Genomic DNA, 24,321 nt, shown 5'->3' with positions numbered 1-24,321 from the left:
GGAAGTCAATTTCCATATTTGTTTTTTTAGCCTGTATTTGGAATTACATTTCCAGTTTTTATTGCGGTTTTTTTAGTCTCATTCCAATCCCTTGCACAATCCCCAATTTTCGCTATCATACGCGCTTTCTTATTTCTCGGAATTTTGTATTTATGAATAAATTAAAGATGGTATTGTTTGTGGGAGCCCTTGTGAGTTTATTTGCTTGTACCACAACACATCAGCCGAAGAAGACGGTTAAATCTCGATTTTTAAAGAATAATATTAGCCAAGCTGAGTTAAATAATTCGGTTAATTACAAGCCATATCATTATCGTTGTAATAATAAAGAAACTGGCGGGATTTCTAATTTGACGACTTATTTCCCTCTGTCGCGTGAAAGCCGTATGAAAGATAACTTCGGGTTTTATTTCCAGTTAGATAATGGCAAGGCGGTGCCTTTTGATCATTCATATACGCTGACACTGAATGCACGTGGTACAAAATTTGAAGTGGTTTATCGTTCGTATGATCCGATTCAAGGAAGTTATGTGGATTTAATCGCGCGCTCTCAAAGTTCAATTTACTACAAGAATCAACAAGGCAAGCAAGTTCCTTGGTTGATTTGTAAGGGTGGTTGATTTTTCTCGAAAATAACTTTTACTTTCAGCAAAATGAGAAATTGGAATTAAGTTTCCAATTTCTCTATTCCATAAATTTCTCTTCTTTCTTCATCAAATTTCACGCTTATATCAAAGGCTTTTGCAAGATTTGCTGAATTTAGCACCGCTTGTGTTTTGCCTGTCGCAATGATTTTGCTCTTGTCGAGCAAAAGCACTTCATCACAGTATTTATATGCAAGGGATAAATGATGGATCGCTACAACGCAAGTATGCTGTGGTGTCAGCGATCTTAATTGTTCCATCATGTCTATTTGGTAATAGGGATCGAGTGGTGCGATAGGTTCATCAGCAAGCAATAGCGGTGCATTTTTGATACAACAACGAGCGAGTTGCACACGGGCTTTTTCCCCACCAGATAGTTTCTGAAAGGATTTATTAAGCAAATGTTCTATCGAAAATTTTTGTGAAATCTCCGTGATTTTTGACCGCTCTTTTGCCGATGATAATGGCGAATTTAAGCCGAGAGCAATAACATCATAAACCGATAAATCCCAATGAATATTGGTATCTTGCGCCAGATAAGCGAGTTGCTGGCTTTTTTCAGTTGTACTCATTTTGCCTAACGGGCTATTCCCAAAATAAATTTCACCTTTTGCAATAGGTAAAATTCCTGCAATCGTTTTGAGCAAAGTTGATTTACCGGCACCGTTTGCGCCCATAATGCCAATAAGTTTTCCTTTAGGAAGCGTGCAGCAGATGTTGTTTAAGCCATAAGGCTGAGAAAGATTTTCGATTCTAATCATTATCTTGCCAACTTGCGTTGCTCCGTAATTAAAATCCAAATTAAGCAAGGTGCGCCAATGATTGCGATGAGCGTGCCAATATAAATATGTGAAAAGACAGGAATATATTGCACGCAAAGATCCGCAATAAGTAGCAATAATGCGCCAAGTAATGCACTGGTGATGTAAAGTTGCGAAGGGCGTTTTTTTAGCAATAGGCGAGCAAAGTGAGGTGCGATTAAGCCAACAAAACCGATAGTGCCTGTTTGTGGAATCGTTGCTCCAACTAATAATGCCACGCCAAAGGTCGTGACGAAAAAGCTACGTTTAGGATTTACGCCCATTGTACTTGCAGTTTCTTCACCGAAGGTGAGCAAGTCAATATAGCGGCGTTCACGATATAAACAGAATAATCCCAATAATATGATTGGAAATGAAATGAGTAGCGTATCAAGTTTTGCCCACACAAGAGAACCTTGTAGCCAGCGGTAGAGTTCAGCTAACGCCCACGGGCTTTCAGCGTTCGAAAGTAGCAATGCAACGGCAGCGGAGAGCAACATATTGATGGCTAAACCACTTAAAATCATCGCCGTTGTACCATGATTTTTAGCGATTAAATAAACCAATAAAAAACTAGATAATGCACCAGCTACACCGCCAATAAGCAACAGACTTAAGGGTACGGAAAAATAGTAAAGTAAAAAGACACTGGTGGTGGTTGCACCAGCACTACTGCCTAATAATCCAGGGCTTGCCAGTGGATTTTGAAATATCCCTTGCATTGCATTGCCCGCTAAAGCAAGACTTGCGCCAGTTAAAATAGCTAATCCGAGGCGTGGTAGGCGAATATCAAGCAATACGAGCGAGCGCATATCCGTGAGCACACCATCTGCATTTTTGAGATGGGCAAAATCGCCGAGCTGATGATAAACAGCAAAGCCGCTAATCAATAGCAAAGCGAAGAAAAGTGCTGTATTTAATTTTAGTGTTTTGGTCAATGATCAATTTCCTATGTAATCCAAATATCATTTTAATTGTTGATAAATCTTCTCTGCCCCTTGCCACACGCCGTGATCAAAGCAATAAGTATATTTCATTGGAATACGAAAGTGTGGTCGACTTTTAAAAATATTTTGCAAAAGCGGATGTTTAAGCAATTCCGCTTGCTCGTTGTAACTTTGTTGGTCACTGATTTCAATTAACACGTTTGGCTCAGCTCGTAACACTTTTTCAAGAGAAAAATTTTGTGCCGTAAGCGGTGTTTTTAGCGGGGTTAAGCCTAGCAAGTTAAGTAAAGTAGGGTACTGTGGCGTATAAGTTTCTACAATGCCAGTATCTGAAAGTATCAATGTGTCGGTGAGTGATAGATTGAGGCGAGAATTTTGTAATTTAAGTTTATCGATTAAAGATTCCGCCTGTGTTTCGTTACCCGTAAGTTTGCCCAAGTGCAATATTAGCCCAAATAATTGTTCTGCCGTTTGTGGCGTGTCATTAATCGGCTCAATTTTTGCCCCGAGTTTTTTTAAATCTGCTACAAGTTGTGGATAAAAGGTTTCATTGATCAGAAACGTTTTATCGAGATAGGGCAATAATGCAGTGAGTTGTGGCTCAAGGGTTGGTTTATCCACATTGAGTTTATCCAACATCATCAAGGGATTTTTAGAATAAGGAGACTGTGCAGCAATTTGCTCAGGACGCGCAATTTCCGACAAAAGACGATCGCTGCAAAGCGTAAGCGAAACGAATTGCTCCGATGCATGCGAAGTCAAGGGCAAGAAAAGTGCGGTTAAAATTAAACGAGTTTTTTGCATATATATAATGATACGATACGCCATCAAGAATGTAAAAAGGCGTGCTAAGCACGCCCTTATATATGAATTATAATTAGAACGATCCTTTCAATCCAACGTAAACGTTGCGACCGTCTTGGCCATAGCCAACTACGTTTTCGTATTTTTTGTTGAATAGGTTGTTGAGGTTCGCATAAATTGTCAAGTTATCTACCACTTTGTAGTTCAAGCCTAAGTTTGCCAAGGTGTAGGATGGCATTTTGAAATCGCCGGAATCAAGGCGTTTACCTACATAAGAAACATTCACATCAGAACCTAGTTTTTCCGTGATTTGATAAGCTAAACCAAGGTTTCCTGTGTGTTTTGGACGGCGAACGTAGTTTGAACCATATTGATCATTTTCAGATTTAATATAGGTGTAAGTATAGTTCGCGTAACCTGACAGCTGCTCGGTAAATTTACCGTTATACGCCACTTCTACGCCTTTGATTTTGGTTTTACCGTCACGATTGATTGTGCGATAAGCTGTAGAACCTCTAACTGGGACTGCAGAAAGGAAATTATCTACATTACGGGCAAAGAGTGTGGTATCTAAGCTATGACGTTTGTCATTGCTTTCAACTAATAAACCTAATTCACCACCTAAGCTTTTTTCTGGTTTTAAATTTGGGTTTGCAGCCCAACTGGTATAATTGCCCCATCCATAAACATCAATAAATGTTGGATTGTGGATTGCTTTACCAATACTTGCGTGTGCTTTTAAATTTTGTGATAAACGATAAGCTCCAGCAAGGCGAGCCGTGAATGCATTTTCAAATAAGCTGTTATCTGTATAACGACCGCTTACAGAGAGACTATGGTCAGATTCAGTAAATAAACGGTATTCAGCAGCGATACTTTTCTCGGTTAATTTTTTCTCAGCAAAGTTGTAAGCGGAAGCAATATATTTCGTATTTTGATAATCCGCTAATACGCTGACGGCTTGTTTGACTTCTCCTTCACGGTCGAAGTTAATATCAAGTTGATAGTTCGTATTCAACTTTTTGCTGTCGTATTCTGTTTTACCAACAGCGGAAGCCCAACTTTTATATTGTGCAGTATCAGCATCCATTTTAACGTGACTTACCGCCGCTTTATGCACAAATAAATCTTCTGCATTACCAAAATAACCGCTTAATTTATAGCGAGTTTCGCGTGTACGGGTATTATCATCAAATTTTAATTCATCTGCTGCACTATTATCAAAATGCAAGGTTTGAGAAGAGTGAGAAGCAAGGAAATCCACTCCTTTTTTACTATCATCAAAACCTAAACGCATAGACACGTTATCACGGTGGAAGCCGTCTTTTTCAGTTGCCGGCACGTTTGTGCTTTTCATGCCGGATACGCTCGTATAATTAAATACGTGTTCGCTACGCGCAGAAATCCCTTGTGTACGATGGCTATCGCCATGAAGCGCATAATAAAGGCCATGATGCTGACCGGAAAGTGTAACAGAACCATCTCGTGTACGGTGCGACCCTGTGCCAAAGTCAAAATCTGCATTAAATGGCTTGTCTTTATATAATCCACTTTTTGTGGTGATATAAACTACACCACCCATAGCATCACTGCCCCAGAGTGCAGATTGCTCACCACGTAATATTTCGATATGTTCAATATTACTTAATGCTAATCCACCAAAATCAAAGTTAGTATCAGCCGGATTAACGCGAATGCCGTCAATAATGACCGCAGTATGTTTTGAATTTGCACCACGTAAAAATAAACTAGTTACAGCACCACGACCTCCAGTTGCTCCCATTGCCACACCTGGCACAGTCTTCAATACATCACTTACATAAGTCGCATTACGCTCAGCAAAATCTTTTTCTGTTAATACGGTGACTGATGATGCAGTTTGATCTTGGTTTACAGGTGTTGCGTAAGCTGAATACACATTGATCGGTTCAAGCTCGGTTTTAGTTTCAGCTTGCACAAAAGCCGATGCACTTAATAAAAGTGCGGTAGTAATTAAGTTAGTTTTCATTAAGTTGGTTCCTCTTTTTAAAAAGTGCGTTATTTTGGCACAATAGAAATTCATTTCCTAGTTGAGAATTTTCATTTCCTTTACAAATTCTGTTCATTTTGTAAAAAAATTCGTTTTTTAACCGCACTTTTTCGCCTTTATCCGCCTTACGCTTTCAAGTATAATGCGGACATTTTTAATCACATTAGATCAACGATTATGAGCACAAAATTTAACGTAAAGACATTCCAAGGTATGATTTTAGCCCTGCAGGAATATTGGGCAAACCAAGGCTGCACCATTGTGCAACCTTTTGATATGGAAGTGGGCGCAGGTACCTCTCACCCAATGACCGCATTACGTGCCTTAGGCCCTGAGCCAATGGCATTTGCTTATGTGCAACCTTCACGTCGTCCGACCGATGGCCGCTATGGCGAAAACCCGAACCGTTTACAACATTACTATCAATTCCAAGTGGTAATCAAACCTTCTCCAGATAACATTCAAGAACTTTATTTAGGCTCGCTTGAAATGCTCGGTTTCGATCCGACTAAAAACGACATTCGTTTCGTAGAAGATAACTGGGAAAACCCAACCTTAGGTGCATGGGGCTTGGGCTGGGAAGTATGGCTAAACGGAATGGAAGTGACCCAATTTACCTATTTCCAACAAGTGGGCGGCTTAGAATGTAAACCTGTAACGGGCGAAGTGACTTACGGTTTAGAGCGTTTAGCGATGTACATTCAAGGCGTAGATTCTGTGTATGACTTAGTTTGGTCTGACGGCCCATTAGGCAAAACCACTTATGGCGATGTTTTCCATCAAAATGAAGTTGAGCAATCAACCTATAACTTTGAACACGCAAACACAGATTTCTTATTCTACTGCTTCGATCAATACGAAAAAGAAGCACAAGAGTTATTAGCTTTAGAAAAACCGTTACCATTACCGGCTTACGAGCGCATTTTAAAAGCAGCACACAGCTTCAACTTGTTAGATGCACGTAAAGCAATTTCAGTGACCGAACGCCAACGCTATATTTTACGCATTCGTGCCTTAACTAAAGGCGTGGCGGAAGCCTATTATGCAAGCCGTGAAGCCTTAGGTTTCCCAGGTTGTAAAAAATAACATTTAAAGGTAATTCAAAAAAAGTGCGGTGAAATTTGGCCGCACTTTAGGAGAGCAAAATGAGCAAACCCATTCTTTATTATGCGGCAGATTGCCCTGATACTGCGCCATTTGTGGCTGAGTTAAAACGCTTGGGCGTGGATTATGAGTCAGTGGAAGTACTATCTTCCATCCCGAATTTGAAACAATGGTTACGCTTGCGTGATCGTCACGCCGCATTTGATGATGCAAAAGCACAAGGCTATGCGGGCTTTCCGGCGTTATTGTTAGATGACGACCGTGTTATTTTGGATGAATCCAAATTAAAAGAGATTTTTTAAAGTAATGAAGAAAGTCGGGTTTTGGCAATTTTTATTTAAAATTAGCGATGATTATTTAATGTTTTTACGTAACTTAACGCCAGCAGTGTTATTTTTATCACTGGCATTATTTATGTTTTCTGAGCTGGATTGGCGGCATTGGGAGTGGGGTAATCTGCTTGTGCTATTTTTATGCCTCGCTTCCGGATTTATTGCACTTAGTGTAATGGCAATTAATACCGTCTTTTTTGTACGTAAGATGCTGAAAACCTTAAGAACACTGAGTGGAGAGAGCGAACTTGATGAAAATATTGGTACGCTCGCATTATTTAAAATGCTCTGGCTGGAAAGCAACAGTAAACAGTTAATCTTTTTTGCGGTAGTCAATATTGTTGCGGTATTTATGGTGTTAGTTTACGGCACCAAATATGCATTGAATTTTTATAGCTCAATTCAACATTAAATGATTAAGTCTCGAATATGAAAAAAATAACCCTAAAATTCACCGCACTTTTGCTTGGCTCAGCTTTAGCAAGTAGCGTGTTGGCAACAGAAAATGGCTCAAATTCCTCAAGTTCTGATTATGAATTAGAGAAAGTATTGATTTTTAGCCGACATGGATTGCGTTCACCAGTGGAAAAAGATCCGCAAGAAATGGCGAAATATTCCCCTTATGAATGGGCAAAATGGAATGTGCCATCAGGCTATCTCACGGCAAAAGGGACGGTGCTAGAAACCTATTTCGGACAGTATTTAGGTCAATGGCTTGCAGATAAAGGATTATTAACGACCGAACGTTGTGCATCGGGCGAAGGTATTTTCGCTTATGCGAATGGAGTGCAACGGACTATTGCTACAGGTCAGGCGATTGTTTCAGGTGCATTTGCAGGCTGTAATGTTCAACTACAACATTATGGTAAAATTGGTTCAGAAAAAGATCCAATTTTTAACACGCAGGCGCATAATCCAAGTCAAGCCTTGATTGAATCTGCAAAAAATAACGTTGATTTAACCGCTTTACAGCAGAAACTTGCACCAAATTATGAGTTATTAAGTGAAATCATCGATTATAAAAACTCACCAAACTGCTTGCAAAAAGGCGAATGTGATTTAGGTGGAAAAGTCGGTGAATACAGTATTAAAGACGGCAAGTCGGTCAAAATTACGGGTTCGATCAGCACTGGAAAGAAAATTGTCAGTGCATTATTGCTCGCGCATTATGTGGGTAAGCCTGATTCAGAAATCGCAAACGGCCGCGTGGATAGCCAAGAAAAATGGCGTGCAATTAACGAAATTAAAAACGAATATTACCGCACGTTATTTAAAAATAACGAAGCATTGGCACAAAATGCATCATACCCGTTATTGGCATTTATTCAGCAACAGCTAAATAGTGAAAACAAAATTAACTTATTGGTTGGACACGATTCTAATATCGTCGCTCTGCTTGCAGCACTAGGTGTTGAGCCTTACGAATTGAATGATTCATTGGAAAATATCCCAATCGGAGGCAAGTTACTATTTGAAGTGTGGAAGCACAAACCGAGTGGTAAGCTCAAATTTAAGTTGGATTATGTGTATCAAACCACTGAACAACTGATTAACATCACGCCATTAAGTTTAGCAACACCACCAAACCAAACCGCATTAACCCTCAAAGGTTGTGAAAAAGATGAAAATGGCTTTTGTGATTACGAGCGTTTTCAACAGGTATTGAGTGAGGGTATTGAAAACGGCAAGAAGTAGCGTTCATGCAACTTTATGAAAAATACCTAAAAGAGAATTCGCAGAAATTGCGAGTGGATCAAACAGATGCGGAAAGAAAACTATGGCAACGCATCAATCGAGATCAATTATTAGGGCTCCGATTTAATCGACAAAAGCCACTTTTAAGTTATATTGTTGATTTTTATTGTGCAAAAGCAAAGCTGATTATTGAATTAGATGGTAGTCAGCACAATGAGCCTGATTATCAGGAAAAAGACGCATTGCGAGATGCAGAATTAAATTCACTTGGTTTTACGGTGATGCGGTTTAGTAATGATGAAGTCATGCGTGAAATTGAAGCGGTAGTAGAGCAGATTTATTTGTTTTTAGAGAATGTAAGGGCTGATTGAGTATGAGCGTTAAGTAGCTCTGCCAAATCTCCCCTCCCCCTCTTTGCTAAAGAGGGGGGAATTCTTGAGTTAATTGATAGTAACTGACTCATTTGCATTTTAATTTTAATAGAGATTAAATTATCTGCTTTCAAAAACGTTAAAGTAGAACATAAATATTTAACTCTCCAAAGATCCAATCCCCTCTTTAGTAAAGAGGGGTAGGGGAGATTTGGCAGAAATGATAACGAAGAAAATAATCAAATAGGACATGAATTTCTTAATTTACATGCGCTATAAGAGATAACGGAAAATATAATGAAGCAACATACTTATCAAACTACGGTAGAGTGGGTTGGAAATTTAGGAGCTGGTACTTCATCTTATATCGCATACGAACGGGATTTTATTGCTTCGGCATTGAATAAACCTAATATTTTAGGTTCTGCTGATCCTGCTTTTCGTGGCGATAAAACTCGTTGGAATCCTGAAGATATGCTACTGGCATCTATTTCTGCCTGTCATAAATTATGGTATTTACATTTTTGTGCAGTTAATAACATTATTGTGCAAGAATACCGTGATGAAGCAATAGCGATTATGGATGAAGGTAGTTCTGAGCATGCTGGCCGATTTATTTCGGCAACATTAAAACCTCGTGTGAGAATTTCAAGCGAGTCGGATGCCGTTAAGGCATTGGCATTACATGAAAATGCGCATCACGCGTGTTTTATTGCAAATTCACTTAATTTTCCGGTGAAATGTGAAGCTATTATTGAAAAAGATTAAATTAAAATAAAATGGTGCCAAGGCGCACCTTACCAGAGAAAACAAAATGACAACCCAAAACTTCCTAGTAGAAATCGGCACAGAAGAGCTGCCACCAAAAGCTCTTAAAACATTAGCAACCTCTTTTGCGGATAACGTTGAGGCGGAATTGAACCAAGCGGGCTTAGCCTTCGACAAAATCGAATGGTTTGCGGCGCCGCGTCGTTTGGCGGTAAAAGTATTAAACTTAGCAACACAGCAACCGAGCAAAGAGATCGAAAAACGCGGGCCAGCAGTATCTGCAGCCTTTGATGCAGAAGGTAAACCAACAAAAGCGGCTGAAGGCTGGGCGCGTGGTTGTGGTATTACCGTTGAGCAAGCTGAACGCATTGCGACTGATAAAGGTGAATGGCTCGTTCATCGTGCGAAAATTGAAGGTCAGCCGACCAAAAACTTGCTGAACGATATTGTGGCAAATGCATTGGCGAAATTGCCAATTCCAAAACCAATGCGTTGGGCAGACAAAACCGTGCAGTTCATCCGTCCGGTTCATACTGTGACTATGTTGTTAGGTGATGAGTTAATCGAAGGCGAAATTTTAGGTGTAGCAAGTGCGCGTACTATTCGCGGTCACCGTTTCTTAGGCGAGAAAGAATTTGAAATTCAACACGCAGACCAATATCCGCAATTATTGCGTGAAAAAGGTTCTGTCGTAGCTGATTTCAACGAGCGTAAAGCAGAAATTCTTGCCAAATCTCAAGCAAAAGCGACCGCACTTGGCGGTGTGGCTGATATTGAAGAAAGCTTACTTGAAGAAGTGACTTCCTTGGTGGAATATCCAAACGTATTAGCGGCAAAATTTGAAGAGCGTTTCTTAGCTGTGCCTGCGGAAGCTTTGGTTTACACCATGAAAGGCGACCAAAAATATTTCCCGATTTATGATAAAGACGGCAATTTATTACCGCACTTTATTTTTGTCTCGAACATCAACCCAGAAGATCCAACAACGATTATAGAAGGGAATGAAAAAGTGGTTCGCCCACGTTTAACCGATGCGGAATTCTTCTTCAAAACCGACTTAAAACAAAAACTGGTTGATCGTTTACCACGCTTAGAAACCGTGTTGTTCCAACAACAACTGGGCACATTGAAAGACAAAACTGACCGTATCGAACAACTTGCAGGCGAAATTGCAAAACAAATCGGTGCAGATGAAGCGAAAGCAAAACGTGCGGGTTTACTGTCAAAATGTGACTTGATGACGAATATGGTATTTGAATTCACCGATACGCAAGGTGTAATGGGTATGCACTATGCTCGTCATGATGGTGAAGATGAAGAAGTGGCAGTGGCGTTAAACGAACAATATATGCCACGCTTTGCGGGTGATGAATTACCTAAATCTTTGGTGGCAAGTGCGGTCGCTTTAGCGGATAAATTTGACACCTTAACGGGTATCTTCGGTATCGGCCAAGCACCCAAAGGCAGTGCAGACCCGTTCGCATTACGTCGTGCGGCATTAGGTGCACTGCGTATTATCGTAGAGAAAAATTTACCACTAGATTTAGAAGATTTAGTGAAAAAATCAGCCGCACTTTTCGGTGATAAACTCACGAATCAAAACGTGGTTGCCGATGTGGTGGACTTCATGCTTGGTCGTTTCCGTGCGTGGTATCAAGATGAAGGCATTGCGGTGGATGTGATTCAAGCGGTATTGGCGCGTCGTCCAACCCGTCCTGCTGATTTTGATGCGCGCGTGCGTGCGGTTTCACACTTCCGTACTTTAGATTCAGCGGAAGCGTTAGCAGCAGCAAATAAACGTGTAAGTAACATCTTAGCCAAAGCGGATGCTGCAATTGGCGAGATCAATTTGACCGCTTGCGTAGAGCCAGCAGAAAAAGCCCTTGCTGAAGCAGTACTTGCATTACGCACTGAAGTACAGCCGCTTATCGCACAAGGCGATTACACAGCAGTATTAGATAAATTAGCGAACTTACGTGCACCGGTAGACAGTTTCTTTGATAACGTAATGGTAAATGCTGAAGATCCAGCACTACGCCAAAACCGCTTAGCGATTTTAAACACGCTGCAAGGCTTGTTCTTACAAGTGGCGGATATTTCAGCACTTCAATAATGATTTAATGCCCAGAAATGGGCTTTTAAATTTCGATTCTAATCAAAAAAGGAAATTATGCTTGCACAAACAAACAAACAAACAAACAAACAAACAAACAAACAAACAAACAAACAAACAAATAAAAGGATATGTTATTAATTTAAATCGATCTCCTGATCGATTAAAAAAGTTTTTTTCTCAAACTTCAGCAAATTTATTTACGCGTATGCCTGCTGTTGATAAGAAGTTGATTGAGCTATTTGATTTAGAAACTTTTTTTAATACTTCACTGTGTGAAAGTTTAATGGAACGGAAGGTAACTTCAGGTGAAATTGCTTGTACCCTTTCCCATATTGCGTGCTGGAAAGCAATTGCAAATGACGATACCTTACTAGATCGAGATTTTGCTATTATTGCCGAAGATGATGTGCTCTTAAAAAATGACTTACAATCGTCACTTCAAGACGTGATTGATACTTTTGAAAACGGATATTTCTTGAACCAAGAAAATGTAGATTTAATTATTTTACAAAGTTTAGCCTTTGATTGGTTTAATTTAGATGAAAATTTCTGTCCTATGTATTATGAATACGATAACTCTGGTTCGAGTTTATATTTAATTCGAAAATCACTTGCCATTGAATTAACGGAAAAATTAAAAAAAGAAAAGCCGTATTGGTTAGCTGATTGGTTTACTGATTTTTGCGATAAAGAAAGAGTAAGAGGCGTTAAGCCTCATTTAGGTTATATCGTTGGAGGCTTTGATGCACCTTCTGATCTAGAGTCTGATCGTCAAAGAGCAAGGTGTAATACGTAATAATTTGAATACTTTCCATAATTAAATATTGAGTGACATTTAGAGCACTTCTTTTAATAGTGATAAAAATGGATGGTTGATTTTTCATCAATCATCTCTTCTTTTATAGACTTCAAGTGATTATTTCTCTATAATCACCGCACTTTTTCCCCCCCTTAGCTCAGTCGGTTAGAGCAGGCGACTCATAATCGCTTGGTCGCTGGTTCAAGTCCGGCAGGGGGGACCATTTCAAATTTTCTCATCTTTTTTCTTCTTTCGTTTTCTTTCATAAATTCCGATAAATGCTAGATTTATTGAGTTTTTATATTTTTTCTTCTTACGTTTTCTTATCAATTTTTACGTTTACAACCACATTTTTTAGTTATATGCTTAGTTATACGTAACGATATAGCTCAAAATCAGTATAACTAAAATACGCTAAAATCAATCTACAAAAGGCTCGAATAAAATTCTTTATGTATAACTAGATGTCTTAAATTAGCGGACTTTGAACGAGTGACGAGCAATAAATAGGCTAAATTGAGCAAGAAAACATGGCACGTATAACTAAACCGCTCACTAATACAGAAATAGAACGAGCAAAGCCCAAAGAAAAAGAATACACCCTGTCAGATGGTCAAGGGCTTTATTTATTGATTAAGCCTAGTGGTTCACGTTTATGGCGATTTAATTATTATCAGCCTTTTAGTAATCCTAGAAAGAGAGTGTTACTAAGTGTTGGTAAATATCCAAATATTTCTTTATCACAAGCACGTAAGACGAGAGATGAATATTTAACCTTACTTGCTCAAGATATCGATCCTCAACAACATCGCAAGCAACAGAGCGAAGATGAGCAAGAGCGTTTAACAAATACTTTTCGTAATGTAGCGAGTAAATGGCGAGAAAAGAAAGCCCCTGAAGTTTTACCTAAGACAATGGAGAAGAATTGGGCTCGCCTTGAAAATCATTTATTCCCTAAATTGGGCGAAATGCCTATATCAGCTATCACACCTAAGCTATTGATTGAAACTCTTCAGCCGTTAAAAGAGCGTGGAGTAGGAGATACATTACAACGTACAATCAGATTAACTAATGAGATTTTAAATTTCGCTGTAAATAGTGGATTAATCGAGTTTAATAAGTGCGTAAACGTATCAGCTAGTTTTAGTACACCTACCATAGAGAATAACCCGACTATTAGACCTGAAGAGCTAACCGAATTTCTTACAGACCTACGAGAAAGTAATAGTGCTTTAGTAGTGAAGTTATTAATTAAATGGCAACTTTTAACAATGGTGCGCCCTAAAGAATCAGTCAGTGCTGAATGGTCTGAAATTGATTTTGATAAAAAACAGTGGTCCATTCCAGCAGATAAGATGAAAGGTGGGAGACGTGGTCATATTGTTCCTTTATCAACGCAAGCAATGCGCTTATTAGATAAAATGAAAAGCATCACAGGAGGTGAGCGATATGTATTTCAAAGCGAAATAAAAGCTAATCAAGCAATTAATCCACAAACAGCAAATAGAGCTATAAAGTTACTTGCTGGTGGGAAATATACTGGGAAACTTACCGCTCATGGATTAAGAGCAATAGCGAGTACTTATCTTAATGAGCAGTTAGTAAATTATGATGTGGTAGAGGCTTGCTTATCACATATTATCGCAGACCAAACACGCAAAGCTTATAACCGTTCTGATTATTTAGAACAACGAGTGCCAGTGATGCAACAATGGGGCGATTATGTAGAAAGTTGCTCAATGGTGGCGGACATTTAAAATTCAGCAAAACTTTATATTAAGTAAAGTGTGGTAGGTTTTTACTACTTCAGAAAACTTTAGATTAAACTGAGATTAAACAGATGAAAAAATTTTATAAATTAAAAAAATGGTTAACTATTGATGAGGCTGCTCGTCGATTAAGTATTGAAGTAGGCGAAGAAGTTACTAATGCCGATATATTACAACTAGCAGTAGATAAACAACTCAGGATGTCTGTAAACTTTCCTCATAATTGGTATGGGAAAATATGTGATATAACTACAGATCTTGATAAAGGAAACAAATTTAAAATAATTAATGGCTTAGATGGAAACCCTTTTAAATTATACGAATACGAAAAGTGTAACGATAACGAGTTTATAAAAGTTACTCCTGATATTATAGAGTTTAAGGCTGGAGTATGGGAATTAAAACTAATTGGAAATGAAAAAATAGATTTAGAATGGGAGCTAAGAAAAGAAAGCAATTTGCCTCAGGTAGATGTATTCAATTTATCAGGCTTTTATGTAAAAAATAAAGATGGTGTTGTAATAGAACGTCAAAGTACTCTATATCCAGACGGGTATAAAGAATTACAAAAAGAAATAAAAAGAGATTTTATAGAGTCTATACCTGAAGAGCTCTCAGACAAAGAAAAAGCAGATATTTTTGAGAAAATAAAGAATCGCCCAATTTCCACAAAAACATTTCATTATCCTTGCGCAGGAATAGGGGAAATTGATGGTTCATTTTTTGTGATTCAAACAGACCATTTAAACGAATTTTTAGCTAGCTTAGATAGTGATGTAGAATCCAGTAGCAAATTAGATCTTGATAATGCTATGTATCTATTAGGCGAAGTTTTACAGACAGTAGGTAGTAGAGCCAAGAAATGGACACAAGGTGAAATCATAGATAAGATTTTAGAGCACCGCCAAAATGAAAATATTTCAACAAAAGGCTTAAAACAACGAACGATCGAAGAATATTTTTCCAATGCCAATAAAAGACTAAAACAATAATCTACTAACGCCCATTTTAGGGCGTTTTTAATTTTCATAAAAAAACCTTTAAAATCAGATGTATTTTTTCGTTGCGATGACATATTTTTAATGTTTCAACACAATAGATAGCGTTCAAAAACAAAACTCAACACAGGAGAACGCAAAAATGGAAACATTAAACACTACTCAACAAATCTCAACAAGACAACTTCTTAACCTTGATGATGTGAAAAATATCACAGGTTTTTCCACCACCACTATCTATAAACACGTTAAAGACAGAATTTTCCCACGACCTAAAAAATGCGGTCGTTCTACACGTTGGCGTTTAGCTGACATTCAAGAGTACATCAATGGCTAAATATTCAATATAACGATCACAGGAGGGTTTTAATGATGAGCAATACAAATTCAAGTTAATACAGAAAATCGAAATACAGCAACGCTAGGCGGTATTTTGACGATGATTGAAAGTATTTATCAGATAGCTGATGAAATATTAGATAAACAGGCAACACATTACCAATTAGAGGAGGCATTAGGATTTATTAGTGAGAAAGCAACTTTAGTATTAATGGATATTGAAGAATTAAAACAGCAAATTATAGGGCTGGTGAACTTAGGAGAGTAAAGAAATGAGTGAATTAACAATAAAATAAGAAAATTTCTGTTTATACCATGTTGAAACTGGTAAGGCCTCAGAGGCTTATCGCAGAGCCTATGACACAGACGGAATGAAACCCGAAACAATAAACCGTAGAGCGTTTGATTTAATGGAGGACAGCAAGATTAGGGCAAGAATAGATATGTTACAAGCCAAGCACCGCAAGGCTCATGACATAAGAATTAGCGATATTTTAGACAAACTGGAGGATATTTACCAAGAGTCAATGAAGAAAGGCAATTTTAGCGTAGCAGTATCATCAGTAATGGGGCAAGCCAAAATCTTAGGCTTTGATAGACAGGCAGTTACTTCTCAAGAAGATTTAAGCAAGCTCCCAAGAGTGATTAACGTTCATTTTTCAGATGAGCCAGATGAAATCAAGTTCAATTAATAGAGGATAAAACAATGATTAAATTAACGAACGAAGAAAGACTAATTAATTTCACGTTTAGAAATGGTGGTAGCTTTTCAGAACGAGAGGGCGTATTTCAACTTAACTTCACTAGCGGAAGAAACTATATCTCTTCACTTGAGAATAAGCTCGACATTAAACTTCATCGGGAATGGGAGAAAACAGCAGACGGTAACAACAAATACTACCGTTATAGCATTCCTGACCGATTAACCGCAGAGCGTTTGATTAAGTTCGCCAATATGAAAGCTCAATTAAGGGGAGAAGTAGCTTTCAATGAATTGGCAACGCAAAACATTTTACAACGATTTAACTAGAAAAAAATGCCTATGCTTTCATCACGGGGCATAGGCAAGATTAAATTAAAATTGACGGGTTAATTATATGGTAAACCACGCAAGAAATAAAGCGAGAAGAGATACAAGCCCTTTTGTAGGGCTTGGCAAGGATGTTTTAAGAAGTCCTCATTTTCGTAGTTTAAGTGGAAATGAAACAAAAGTTTTTCTACATCTTTACGGAGAGTATAACGGCTCAAATAATGGCTATTTAGCATTACCGTATAACAGGGCGGATAAAGAGCTGTATATTAGCCGACAGCTATTAAGCAAAACATTAAAACAGCTTGAAGAAAAAGGCTGGATAGAGAAAAGCCGACAAGGTGGAAAGGGTAGATTGTCTTATTATGCGGTAACGATTGAGCCAGTAGATGAGGTTATTAGAAATGGCGTAAATATTCATGACTTACGACCAACAAAAACAGCCTCTCATAAATGGCGTAATTGTTTAGCGAAGTAGCTTGTTTTCGACCAAAATTTTTTATTAGTCTTTTTTACCCTATATTTGATACTTTAAAAATGATTTTTCCACCAACAAACAACAATGTTTTTTCATAGTATATGGCAGATATATAAACACGTTACGAAATCATACCAAGTACACCCCTAAAATAAGTATGATTTCATAACACCAAAAAGAAAAAATGGTATTTTTAGCTCAATATTTAAACGATGACGTTACAAAATCATACCAACTTAGTTCCCAAATCATACTTGAGGAAATTTAAATTTATGTTGCGTTCAGCTTGGAATAATTCTGAGCAAACCAAATTTAAATAAATGTATAATAAATAAATTGATAGGGATAAATTTGCGAAACAAATTGCGAAATTTCGAAACCAATTGCGAAAGTAACGAAAACAGATTATATCTATTTTTGATATACAATGTATGTTTTAGGTTCTAGTTCAAATTTGTTCTCATCTATAGGTCCCTTATATATCTTCAGCTTATATTCTTGTTTGTCTACGTCCAAGTCATACACTCTATAGACTTCATATTCATTATAATAGTGTGAGGCACGTATTTCATTAAGCGTCATTTCGAAGTGATCTGGGGAGTTACTTAGTGTTGTTTTAACTTCAACATGTACTTCCTTATCATCCTTCCAGTAACGAATGTCAAAACCTAATCCATCACCTTCATCCTTAGAAGAATGTTCTGGTTTTTTCCAACCTTTTTTATTGGCTTCTTGAGTTAGAAGATTAAAAACAATCCTTTCCCCAAGATCACCAATCTCTTTTTTTATTTTTTGTATCTTTTCAAAATCACACTTTTGTGCGCGTCCTGAGTATTTTGTTTCTTTCTTTTTTTGTGATATTTCTGTTTCTTCTGATATCACATGAAAATTAGCTCCAGACTCATCTTCTATTTTTTTTAGAACACTAGGATTAATATATTCTTCCCACACCATATCATCCTTAAAAGGAATACAGTTTGAATGCTTTATCAGTCTACTGAAATCTAAGAATGAAATGATGTTCATTCCATACTGACTCCAAAAATGCATCCAATTATTTTGTTTTTTACTTTTATTTTGCCATTCAAAATTTTCGATAAAATCATCACCTTGTTTGATTGGAGGGTCAATTTTAAAAGTATTTCCTATAGTGGCAACTAGGAATCCTTCCTTATCTGGTTCCGAAATATGAGTAATAATCCCTCCGGTATCAATTCTAAATTTATTGTCTTCGCTCTGTCCACTAGGTACTCTTCCAAGAACAAATGCTCCTACATATAGCTGATTAAACCGTTTTTTATTCCATTTATAATGTGTGAAATTTTTTTCATATTTATATTCTCCATCTTGCTTTTTCCCATAATCTAAGATAAATGCCTTTTCGGTATCTTTAGATTTAGTTAAAAGATCAAATATATTATCCATTTTTTTACTCCATATTTTTTGATGTAAAGTATTCTTATGACTATCTTAGTATAGTTTTTTTATTAAATTGTCAATATTAAGAATATAAGGTTTTCTCCGTTTTTAATTACGTTATTAAAAATTGAGTAAAGGGGAGGGTAAAAGTTAGGAGAAAAAGCTTTGAATACCAGCCATCAAACTCTTTCTTATCACTATTACAGTTTTCTAGGCGTTTTATAGAGCAAGGATAGGGGGTATAAATCGCTAGAGTAATTATTTATCAAGACCGCCCACTTAACTCAATTTTCATAACCGCAAAATTAACATTTTTGTCCAAAAATATTTTATTTTTGCGATCTAGATCGAGGAATTAATAGCCTTTTCTGGACAGAAAAATATCGATTGTTAAAGTTCTCTATGTTATCCACCAACAGGAGGCTTACTATGAAAAGAGTAAACAAAGCAAATAATGCTTTATCACTTAAAGAGCAATTCAAGTTATGGCTTGAAGAAGAATAGAAAAGTGATGAGATGATTGTAATGGCAACTATCCCATACATACTAAAAAGATTTGATTGTAGATTAGGAATTATTAAGGGCAATCGCCTTGAAAAGCGTTATTTAAGCGAGTGGAGAAAGTTATTTCGTATAGACAGAGAAATGGAAAGGGAGAAATGCTTGATTAACTTAAAATAGCTAAAAATTAAGTATCTTATTAAAACCAAGTTGAGGTACGGATGTGAATGGTTATCCCTCATAAAGTCATCGATACTGACTTTATTACGGTTCTTGAGATAATTATAGTTTGTCACATTTATAAAATTGACCATTGTTCTAAATAAATGAGACTTAATCCTCTAAAAAAGCTTCTTCTTATAGAGAAAAATGGTATAATTCTTGGGTTTTTTAAGTTTAAGGTGTTTTTTATGTTAGTTAGTTTCTCATTTAAGAATGTGTTTTCTTTTAAAGACGCACAAAATTTATCTTTAGAAATATCTCCTCTCAAAAAAGATGACATTTTATCTGGAAATGTAATTACTTCTCAGGATGACAAACTACTCAAATCAGTACTTATCTATGGTGCTAATGCTAGCGGTAAAACTAACTTAATGAAGGCTGTCGGACTATTTAAGAAAATAGTTATGTCGTCATATAGCTCTTTGGATAAGAATCTCTTAAATGATGTCACGCCTTTTTTGCTAGATGAGAATAATAAAAAAGAGCCATCTGAGTTTGAAGTTATATTTATTGAAAACAATATAAAATATCGTTACGGAATATCTATCTATAATGGGGAAATACTTGAGGAGTGGCTGTATTACTCAAGACATCGCGAAACTATGCTTTTCTTTCGTGAGGGGCAGTCTGTGGAATATAACATGAGTGGCTTTAAAGAGGCGAGTCTCTTTGTCAAACTATACAAAGATTATGATAGAAAAGGGAGATTGGAAAAAACAGCACCCAAAGTACCTTTTATTTCAGTTTTGGCTGTTTTTGAAGGGAAGCACAGTTCAAATGTTATTAAGTTTTTCTCCAAAATTCGTATACTTTCAGGTCTTGATGATGAAAGTTTTAAAGGATATACATTTAATTTGCTTAAAGAGAATAAAGAGTTTTACACTTGGGCTTTAAAAATATTAAAAGACTTCAATATTTCAGGGATTGTTATTAAGGAGAGAGAAGAAATTTCTCCAGAAATTAGCCTTACTGATTCTGATGGTATTGAATTTAAAAAAACAATACAATTAAGTCGTATGGGAGTTGGTATAAAAAAATACCTTAGTAACTCCAAAAAATCTATAGAAATGCCTATATCTTTGGAATCATCAGGTACTCGTAAAATACTTCACTTACTTGGGCCGTTGTATGATTCTATAAAACATGGGAATGTATTGTTTATTGATGAGTTTGATTCTAAGTTTCATACATTGCTTTCAAAACATATTTTTAAAATATTTCATAAAAATTGTAAGAATGCACAACTAGTAGTAAATGTACAAGATACTAATTTAATGGATACAGGTATATTTCGACGAGATCAAATTTGGTTTGTTCATAAAGACCTGATAGGGCAAGATAGTCAGTTGTATTCATTAGCTGAATACAAAAATATCATTAAAGAGTCTTATAGCCAGGATTATTTACAAGGAGAATTTGATGCAATTCCTTTATTTGATTCAATTAATGACGTTGACAAATTAATGGTAGAGTAATTTATGTCCAAGAGAAAGGGTCAGTTAAAATCCTCTGGTCGAGGGATAGAAAATAGAATACCTAAATCATTAATTAATAAGTCTCCTAAATATATTAGTGTTAGTTTTTTATATTTCCAAAATATTGATGATTATCCTGCGCAGAGTTTAGAAAATTGGGATGATGAAGGTAGATTATTGGATATGTTAAAAACATTACAACATGTGACATCTAACGATATAACACAGTTACAGTCTAGTGATGAGAAAATAAAACTCTATCATGATTTTCCCCCAAAATCTGTTAATGAATTTAGCATACCTCCGTCATTGAAAGGTTGTATGGAAGATAGCGATAAATGGGGAGTTTTAAGAAATGTTGGAGGACAGAAACCTAGGATAGTTGGTTTTTTACGTGGTGAAGTTTTTTATATTGTTTATTTGGATAAAGAGCATAAATTTTATAAATCGGAAAAAAAATAATATAACTAAATGACAAAGTATCAATTAGTACAAAACTTAACTATAAAAAGCTAATCTGAAAGTTACGTTTCAAGTATTTTTTTCTATCTGCTGCAAAAGAATGTTCTTTATAGTATAGAAATAATCCTTTTTATTGATTAATGTGTCTATACAATACTGGTATATTTAATCTTGTTTTCTCCTTGATGGCTTGATGATTTTGTTTTTTAGTTATACGTTTAGTTATATAAAAGTAAAATAAAAAATAAGTCATTTAATAAAATCAATTGGTTATATTATTAGTTCAGGTCCGGCAAGGGGACCATTTGGCCTGTCAAATAACGTCTTTTCTGTCAAAAAACATCATAAAAACAGCATCTTATCATTAACTTCATTGTTGTTTTCGTCTTTTATTGTTTGTCATTGTTTGTCATTGTTCGTTTTTATTGTTCCCTTAAATGTTCCCTCTTTATGAAGGAACAAAAACGAGGGAACAGAAGAACGGTAAATTTTTATTTATTAGGGTTTGAACAATGGCTAGAGACTTTTCAAAAAAATTCACTGATTCTTATATTCATGGAATTAAACCAACCGATAAAGAGCAACTATTTTCTGATAGGGATAATCTGTATTTATTGGTTAAACCAACTGGGGCCAAAATATGGCGATTCATTTACACTCACCCAACAACCAAAAAACGCATTAAAAAATCTTTTGGAAACTATCCATCAATTCCACTTGCTTTCGCTAGGGATAAGGCTCGTATATGGTGCGGACTATTGGCACAAGGTATAGAATCAATCGCATTGTTATCATCTCCGCCCACCCATTTGTTTAGATTATCAACATAGAAAAACTGTAATTTTTAATGGGATAGGTTTACTCTTCTATTAATTCAGCAATTTAATACAAAATAACGAGGATATTCTGATAGAATAGCTACTCAAAACGGAGCGATAGGATGTCGCTTTTCACTTCACCAACAAGGGGGTGTTATGGTTGCTGTTCGTGGTTCTCATTTGTTAAATCCGCAGGATTTTGTGATTGAACAATGGTGCGCTGGCTTAAAACTGGCAGGACAAACAGAAAAAAGTTTGATCGATGCGTGGTATTACGCACGTGACTTAATGAGCACCCATCCCGATGAAATGAAGAATGCTACCTTAATGCTCCAGTCCGGCGTGGAAATGGTAGAAATTTTGCATGAACTTAATATGGATGCGGAAACATTGCTTACTGCAATGTTGTTTCCTGTTGTTGCAAATAAATTAACAGACTGGGAAAGCCTAAAAGAAAAATTTGGTGCGAAAATCACTAAATTGCTTAAAGGCGTGTTGGAGATGGATAACATCCGTCAACTCAATGCCAGTCATTCCGCTAACGCACTGCAAGTGGATAATGTTCGCCGTATGTTGTTGGCGATGGTGGACGATTTCCGCTGCGTAATCATTAAACTTGCCGAACGCATTACTTTCTTGCGTGATGCAGAGCATCGTTGCGCAGAGGAGGACAAAGTCCTTGCCGCCAAAGAATGTTCTTATATTTATGCCCCTCTTGCCAATCGTCTTGGGATTGGTCAGTTGAAATGGGAGTTAGAAGATTACTGCTTCCGTTATCTCCATCCTGAACAATATCGCGCTATTGCTAAATTATTGCAGGAACGTCGTCTTGATCGTGAACATTACATTGCTGATTTCGTCAGTGAGTTGAGCGGTTATTTACGCGAAAATATTGAGCAGGTGGAAGTCTATGGTCGTCCGAAACATATTTATAGCATTTGGCGCAAAATGCAGAAAAAGCATCTTGAGTTTAGCGGTTTATATGATGTAAGAGCGGTCAGAATTATCGTGCAAAAATTGCAAGATTGTTATACCGCACTTGGGATTGTTCATACTCAATTTAAACATTTACCCAAAGAATTTGACGATTATGTCGCGAATCCGAAACCGAACGGTTATCAATCTATTCATACTGTTGTTTTAGGTAAAGGTGGAAAGCCAATTGAAGTGCAAATTCGAACCCAACAAATGCATGATGATGCAGAGTTAGGTGTGGCGGCCCACTGGAAATATAAAGAAGGCAATACAGGCAGTATGTCTGCCTACGAAGAAAAAATTGCATGGTTGCGCAAATTACTAGCTTGGCAAGATGATATTACGGATTCAGGCGAAGTGATGGCAGAGTTGCGCAGTCAAGTGTTTGATGACCGTGTATATGTGTTTACGCCAAAAGGCGAAGTGGTGGATTTGCCAACGGGATCTACACCATTAGATTTTGCTTATGCAATCCATAGTGAAATTGGTCATCGTTGCATCGGGGCAAAAGTGGCAGGACGTATTGTGCCATTTACCTATCAGCTACAAATGGGTGATCAAATCGATATTATTACCCAGAAAAATCCGAATCCGAGCCGTGACTGGCTAAATCCAAATTTAGGATTTACTCACACCGCAAAATCTCGCGCCAAAATCCAAGCGTGGTTTAAAAAACAAGATCGCGATAAAAATATTCCAGCAGGTAAAGAATTACTCGATAATGAATTAGCGCGTTTAAATTTAAGCATTAAGCAAATAGAGCCTTATGCGTTACCACGCTATAACTTGAAAAATTTGGACGATCTTTATGCGGGCATTGGCAGTGGCGATATTCGTTTAAATAACTTAATCAATTTCTTACAAAGTAAATTGATTAAAGTGACCGCTGAAGAGGCTGATCAAGAAATTTTACGTCATGTTGCTAACAAAAGTGCGGTAAATTCCCAGCAGAAATCTGAAAAGAACAATGGCTATGTAATTGTGGAGGGTGTAGGCAATCTTATGCACCATATTGCACGTTGCTGCCAGCCGATACCGGGCGATGCGATTGTTGGTTATATCACAATGGGGCGTGGTATTTCTATTCACAGAGCGGATTGTGAACAGTTCTTGGATTTACAAACAGCTCATCCAGAGCGAGTTGTGGAATCTATTTGGGGCGAAAATTACGCAAGTGGTTTCCATATTAATATCCGTATTGTGGCAGGGGATCGCAATGGCTTATTACGTGATATTACGACGGTTCTGGCAAATGAAAAAATTAGCGTGTTAGGGGTGTCAAGCCGTGCTGATACCAAAAAACAGCTTGCTACCATTGATATGGAAATTGAACTCCATAATGTTGAAAGTTTAAGTAAAATATTGGCTCGATTAGCAAAATTAGATGATGTTATCGAGGCGAAGCGTTTATAAAAATAGGAAAATT

Annotated in this window: 24 protein-coding genes, 1 tRNA gene and 1 pseudogene; 21 read left to right on the top strand and 5 right to left on the bottom strand. The window is 37.0% G+C overall.

What is annotated here, in order from left to right:
* Positions 1-152 precede the first annotated feature (152 nt).
* Positions 153-620, top strand: a complete 468-nt coding sequence (locus DV428_RS00225) for a hypothetical protein (protein ID WP_114908274.1) — start codon at positions 153-155, stop codon at positions 618-620.
* A 47-nt stretch (positions 621-667) separates the two neighbouring features.
* On the opposite strand, the gene DV428_RS00220 is transcribed toward DV428_RS00225, so the two are convergent.
* The 4 genes from DV428_RS00220 to DV428_RS00205 all read right to left on the bottom strand — a co-directional run bounded on the left by DV428_RS00220 (position 668) and on the right by DV428_RS00205 (position 5,203).
* Positions 668-1,405, bottom strand: coding sequence for an ABC transporter ATP-binding protein (locus DV428_RS00220; protein WP_114908273.1), 738 nt, complete (start codon positions 1,403-1,405; stop codon positions 668-670).
* The gene (locus DV428_RS00215) at positions 1,405-2,382 is read right to left on the bottom strand and encodes a FecCD family ABC transporter permease (protein ID WP_114908272.1); all 978 of its coding nucleotides are present in this window, start codon (positions 2,380-2,382) and stop codon (positions 1,405-1,407) included. The genes DV428_RS00220 and DV428_RS00215 overlap by 1 nt, the downstream gene beginning before the upstream one ends.
* 27 nt (positions 2,383-2,409) lie before the next feature.
* On the bottom strand, positions 2,410-3,195 hold the full coding sequence (locus DV428_RS00210; RefSeq protein ID WP_114909563.1) for a substrate-binding domain-containing protein: 786 nt from the start codon (positions 3,193-3,195) through the stop codon (positions 2,410-2,412).
* A 73-nt stretch (positions 3,196-3,268) separates the two neighbouring features.
* Positions 3,269-5,203: a TonB-dependent receptor plug domain-containing protein gene (locus tag DV428_RS00205; RefSeq protein ID WP_114908271.1), complete on the bottom strand. Its 1,935-nt coding sequence runs from the start codon at positions 5,201-5,203 to the stop codon at positions 3,269-3,271.
* A 198-nt stretch (positions 5,204-5,401) separates the two neighbouring features.
* Here DV428_RS00205 and glyQ point away from each other — a divergent pair, with 198 nt between their 5' ends.
* From glyQ to DV428_RS00130, 16 genes and pseudogenes are all read left to right on the top strand, one after another.
* Positions 5,402-6,310: a glycine--tRNA ligase subunit alpha gene (glyQ, locus tag DV428_RS00200; protein WP_005628151.1), complete on the top strand. Its 909-nt coding sequence runs from the start codon at positions 5,402-5,404 to the stop codon at positions 6,308-6,310.
* A 59-nt stretch (positions 6,311-6,369) separates the two neighbouring features.
* Positions 6,370-6,630, top strand: a complete 261-nt coding sequence (locus DV428_RS00195) for a hypothetical protein (RefSeq protein WP_005628150.1) — start codon at positions 6,370-6,372, stop codon at positions 6,628-6,630.
* 4 nt (positions 6,631-6,634) lie between these two features.
* Positions 6,635-7,072 carry a hypothetical protein gene (locus tag DV428_RS00190; protein ID WP_114908270.1) on the top strand — a complete coding sequence of 146 codons (438 nt, stop codon included), beginning with the start codon at positions 6,635-6,637 and terminating at the stop codon, positions 7,070-7,072.
* A 17-nt stretch (positions 7,073-7,089) separates the two neighbouring features.
* Positions 7,090-8,355: a histidine-type phosphatase gene (locus DV428_RS00185; protein WP_114908269.1), complete on the top strand. Its 1,266-nt coding sequence runs from the start codon at positions 7,090-7,092 to the stop codon at positions 8,353-8,355.
* Positions 8,356-8,360: 5 nt separating this feature from the next.
* The gene (locus tag DV428_RS00180) at positions 8,361-8,726 is read left to right on the top strand and encodes an endonuclease domain-containing protein (RefSeq protein WP_114908268.1); all 366 of its coding nucleotides are present in this window, start codon (positions 8,361-8,363) and stop codon (positions 8,724-8,726) included.
* Between the two features lie 297 nt (positions 8,727-9,023).
* Positions 9,024-9,494 carry an OsmC family protein gene (locus DV428_RS00175; protein ID WP_005628144.1) on the top strand — a complete coding sequence of 157 codons (471 nt, stop codon included), beginning with the start codon at positions 9,024-9,026 and terminating at the stop codon, positions 9,492-9,494.
* A gap of 46 nt (positions 9,495-9,540) precedes the next feature.
* Positions 9,541-11,607: a glycine--tRNA ligase subunit beta gene (gene glyS, locus DV428_RS00170; protein WP_114908267.1), complete on the top strand. Its 2,067-nt coding sequence runs from the start codon at positions 9,541-9,543 to the stop codon at positions 11,605-11,607.
* A 61-nt stretch (positions 11,608-11,668) separates the two neighbouring features.
* Entirely contained in the window at positions 11,669-12,406 is a 738-nt protein-coding gene (locus tag DV428_RS00165; protein WP_162790752.1) for a glycosyltransferase family 25 protein, read from the top strand.
* A 149-nt stretch (positions 12,407-12,555) separates the two neighbouring features.
* Positions 12,556-12,632: transfer RNA gene (locus DV428_RS00160), tRNA-Ile, on the top strand.
* A gap of 307 nt (positions 12,633-12,939) precedes the next feature.
* Positions 12,940-14,166, top strand: a complete 1,227-nt coding sequence (locus tag DV428_RS00155) for an integrase arm-type DNA-binding domain-containing protein (RefSeq protein WP_114908265.1) — start codon at positions 12,940-12,942, stop codon at positions 14,164-14,166.
* Between the two features lie 83 nt (positions 14,167-14,249).
* A complete protein-coding gene (locus DV428_RS00150) occupies positions 14,250-15,170 on the top strand; it encodes a hypothetical protein (protein ID WP_114908264.1) in 921 nt (306 codons plus the stop codon).
* Between the two features lie 148 nt (positions 15,171-15,318).
* Positions 15,319-15,513: a helix-turn-helix transcriptional regulator gene (locus DV428_RS00145; RefSeq protein WP_114908263.1), complete on the top strand. Its 195-nt coding sequence runs from the start codon at positions 15,319-15,321 to the stop codon at positions 15,511-15,513.
* Positions 15,514-15,615: 102 nt separating this feature from the next.
* Entirely contained in the window at positions 15,616-15,783 is a 168-nt protein-coding gene (locus tag DV428_RS09595; RefSeq protein ID WP_162790751.1) for a hypothetical protein, read from the top strand.
* A 91-nt stretch (positions 15,784-15,874) separates the two neighbouring features.
* Positions 15,875-16,207 (top strand): annotated as a pseudogene (locus DV428_RS00140) (terminase small subunit); the annotation flags it as partial.
* A 14-nt stretch (positions 16,208-16,221) separates the two neighbouring features.
* Complete coding sequence (locus DV428_RS00135; RefSeq protein WP_114908262.1) at positions 16,222-16,545, top strand: hypothetical protein; 324 nt, start codon at positions 16,222-16,224, stop codon at positions 16,543-16,545.
* A 67-nt stretch (positions 16,546-16,612) separates the two neighbouring features.
* Entirely contained in the window at positions 16,613-17,023 is a 411-nt protein-coding gene (locus DV428_RS00130; protein ID WP_114908261.1) for a MarR family transcriptional regulator, read from the top strand.
* Between the two features lie 411 nt (positions 17,024-17,434).
* Here the strand turns inward: DV428_RS00130 and DV428_RS00125 are convergent, their stop codons facing one another.
* Positions 17,435-18,448 carry a protein NO VEIN domain-containing protein gene (locus tag DV428_RS00125; RefSeq protein ID WP_114908260.1) on the bottom strand — a complete coding sequence of 338 codons (1,014 nt, stop codon included), beginning with the start codon at positions 18,446-18,448 and terminating at the stop codon, positions 17,435-17,437.
* 905 nt (positions 18,449-19,353) lie between these two features.
* Between DV428_RS00125 and DV428_RS00115 the strand changes: the two genes are divergently transcribed.
* The 4 genes from DV428_RS00115 to relA all read left to right on the top strand — a co-directional run bounded on the left by DV428_RS00115 (position 19,354) and on the right by relA (position 24,308).
* Entirely contained in the window at positions 19,354-20,640 is a 1,287-nt protein-coding gene (locus DV428_RS00115; protein ID WP_162790750.1) for an AAA family ATPase, read from the top strand.
* A gap of 3 nt (positions 20,641-20,643) precedes the next feature.
* On the top strand, positions 20,644-21,102 hold the full coding sequence (locus DV428_RS00110) for a hypothetical protein (protein WP_114908258.1): 459 nt from the start codon (positions 20,644-20,646) through the stop codon (positions 21,100-21,102).
* 512 nt (positions 21,103-21,614) lie between these two features.
* A complete protein-coding gene (locus DV428_RS00105) occupies positions 21,615-21,932 on the top strand; it encodes an Arm DNA-binding domain-containing protein (protein ID WP_204637044.1) in 318 nt (105 codons plus the stop codon).
* 144 nt (positions 21,933-22,076) lie between these two features.
* Positions 22,077-24,308 carry a GTP diphosphokinase gene (gene relA / locus DV428_RS00100; RefSeq protein WP_114908257.1) on the top strand — a complete coding sequence of 744 codons (2,232 nt, stop codon included), beginning with the start codon at positions 22,077-22,079 and terminating at the stop codon, positions 24,306-24,308.
* The last annotated feature ends 13 nt before the right edge of the window (positions 24,309-24,321 follow it).

Source organism: Haemophilus haemolyticus (genome assembly GCF_003352385.1).
GTDB lineage: Bacteria > Pseudomonadota > Gammaproteobacteria > Enterobacterales > Pasteurellaceae > Haemophilus > Haemophilus haemolyticus_I.
This window is presented reverse-complemented; position numbering and strand designations above follow the sequence as displayed.

Coding starts and splice junctions, on each gene's coding strand:
- DV428_RS00155 (WP_114908265.1), top strand. CDS start 12,940: ATGGCACGTATAACTAAACCGCTCACTAATACAGAAATAGAACGAGCA.
- DV428_RS00205 (WP_114908271.1), bottom strand. CDS start 5,203: ATGAAAACTAACTTAATTACTACCGCACTTTTATTAAGTGCATCGGCT.
- DV428_RS00175 (WP_005628144.1), top strand. CDS start 9,024: ATGAAGCAACATACTTATCAAACTACGGTAGAGTGGGTTGGAAATTTA.
- DV428_RS00105 (WP_204637044.1), top strand. CDS start 21,615: ATGGCTAGAGACTTTTCAAAAAAATTCACTGATTCTTATATTCATGGA.
- glyS (WP_114908267.1), top strand. CDS start 9,541: ATGACAACCCAAAACTTCCTAGTAGAAATCGGCACAGAAGAGCTGCCA.
- DV428_RS00220 (WP_114908273.1), bottom strand. CDS start 1,405: ATGATTAGAATCGAAAATCTTTCTCAGCCTTATGGCTTAAACAACATC.
- DV428_RS00225 (WP_114908274.1), top strand. CDS start 153: ATGAATAAATTAAAGATGGTATTGTTTGTGGGAGCCCTTGTGAGTTTA.
- DV428_RS00210 (WP_114909563.1), bottom strand. CDS start 3,195: ATGCAAAAAACTCGTTTAATTTTAACCGCACTTTTCTTGCCCTTGACT.
- glyQ (WP_005628151.1), top strand. CDS start 5,402: ATGAGCACAAAATTTAACGTAAAGACATTCCAAGGTATGATTTTAGCC.
- DV428_RS00135 (WP_114908262.1), top strand. CDS start 16,222: ATGATTAAATTAACGAACGAAGAAAGACTAATTAATTTCACGTTTAGA.
- DV428_RS00180 (WP_114908268.1), top strand. CDS start 8,361: ATGCAACTTTATGAAAAATACCTAAAAGAGAATTCGCAGAAATTGCGA.
- DV428_RS00130 (WP_114908261.1), top strand. CDS start 16,613: ATGGTAAACCACGCAAGAAATAAAGCGAGAAGAGATACAAGCCCTTTT.
- DV428_RS00190 (WP_114908270.1), top strand. CDS start 6,635: ATGAAGAAAGTCGGGTTTTGGCAATTTTTATTTAAAATTAGCGATGAT.
- DV428_RS09595 (WP_162790751.1), top strand. CDS start 15,616: ATGATTGAAAGTATTTATCAGATAGCTGATGAAATATTAGATAAACAG.
- DV428_RS00145 (WP_114908263.1), top strand. CDS start 15,319: ATGGAAACATTAAACACTACTCAACAAATCTCAACAAGACAACTTCTT.
- DV428_RS00150 (WP_114908264.1), top strand. CDS start 14,250: ATGAAAAAATTTTATAAATTAAAAAAATGGTTAACTATTGATGAGGCT.
- DV428_RS00115 (WP_162790750.1), top strand. CDS start 19,354: ATGTTAGTTAGTTTCTCATTTAAGAATGTGTTTTCTTTTAAAGACGCA.
- DV428_RS00185 (WP_114908269.1), top strand. CDS start 7,090: ATGAAAAAAATAACCCTAAAATTCACCGCACTTTTGCTTGGCTCAGCT.
- DV428_RS00195 (WP_005628150.1), top strand. CDS start 6,370: ATGAGCAAACCCATTCTTTATTATGCGGCAGATTGCCCTGATACTGCG.
- DV428_RS00110 (WP_114908258.1), top strand. CDS start 20,644: ATGTCCAAGAGAAAGGGTCAGTTAAAATCCTCTGGTCGAGGGATAGAA.
- DV428_RS00125 (WP_114908260.1), bottom strand. CDS start 18,448: ATGGATAATATATTTGATCTTTTAACTAAATCTAAAGATACCGAAAAG.
- relA (WP_114908257.1), top strand. CDS start 22,077: ATGGTTGCTGTTCGTGGTTCTCATTTGTTAAATCCGCAGGATTTTGTG.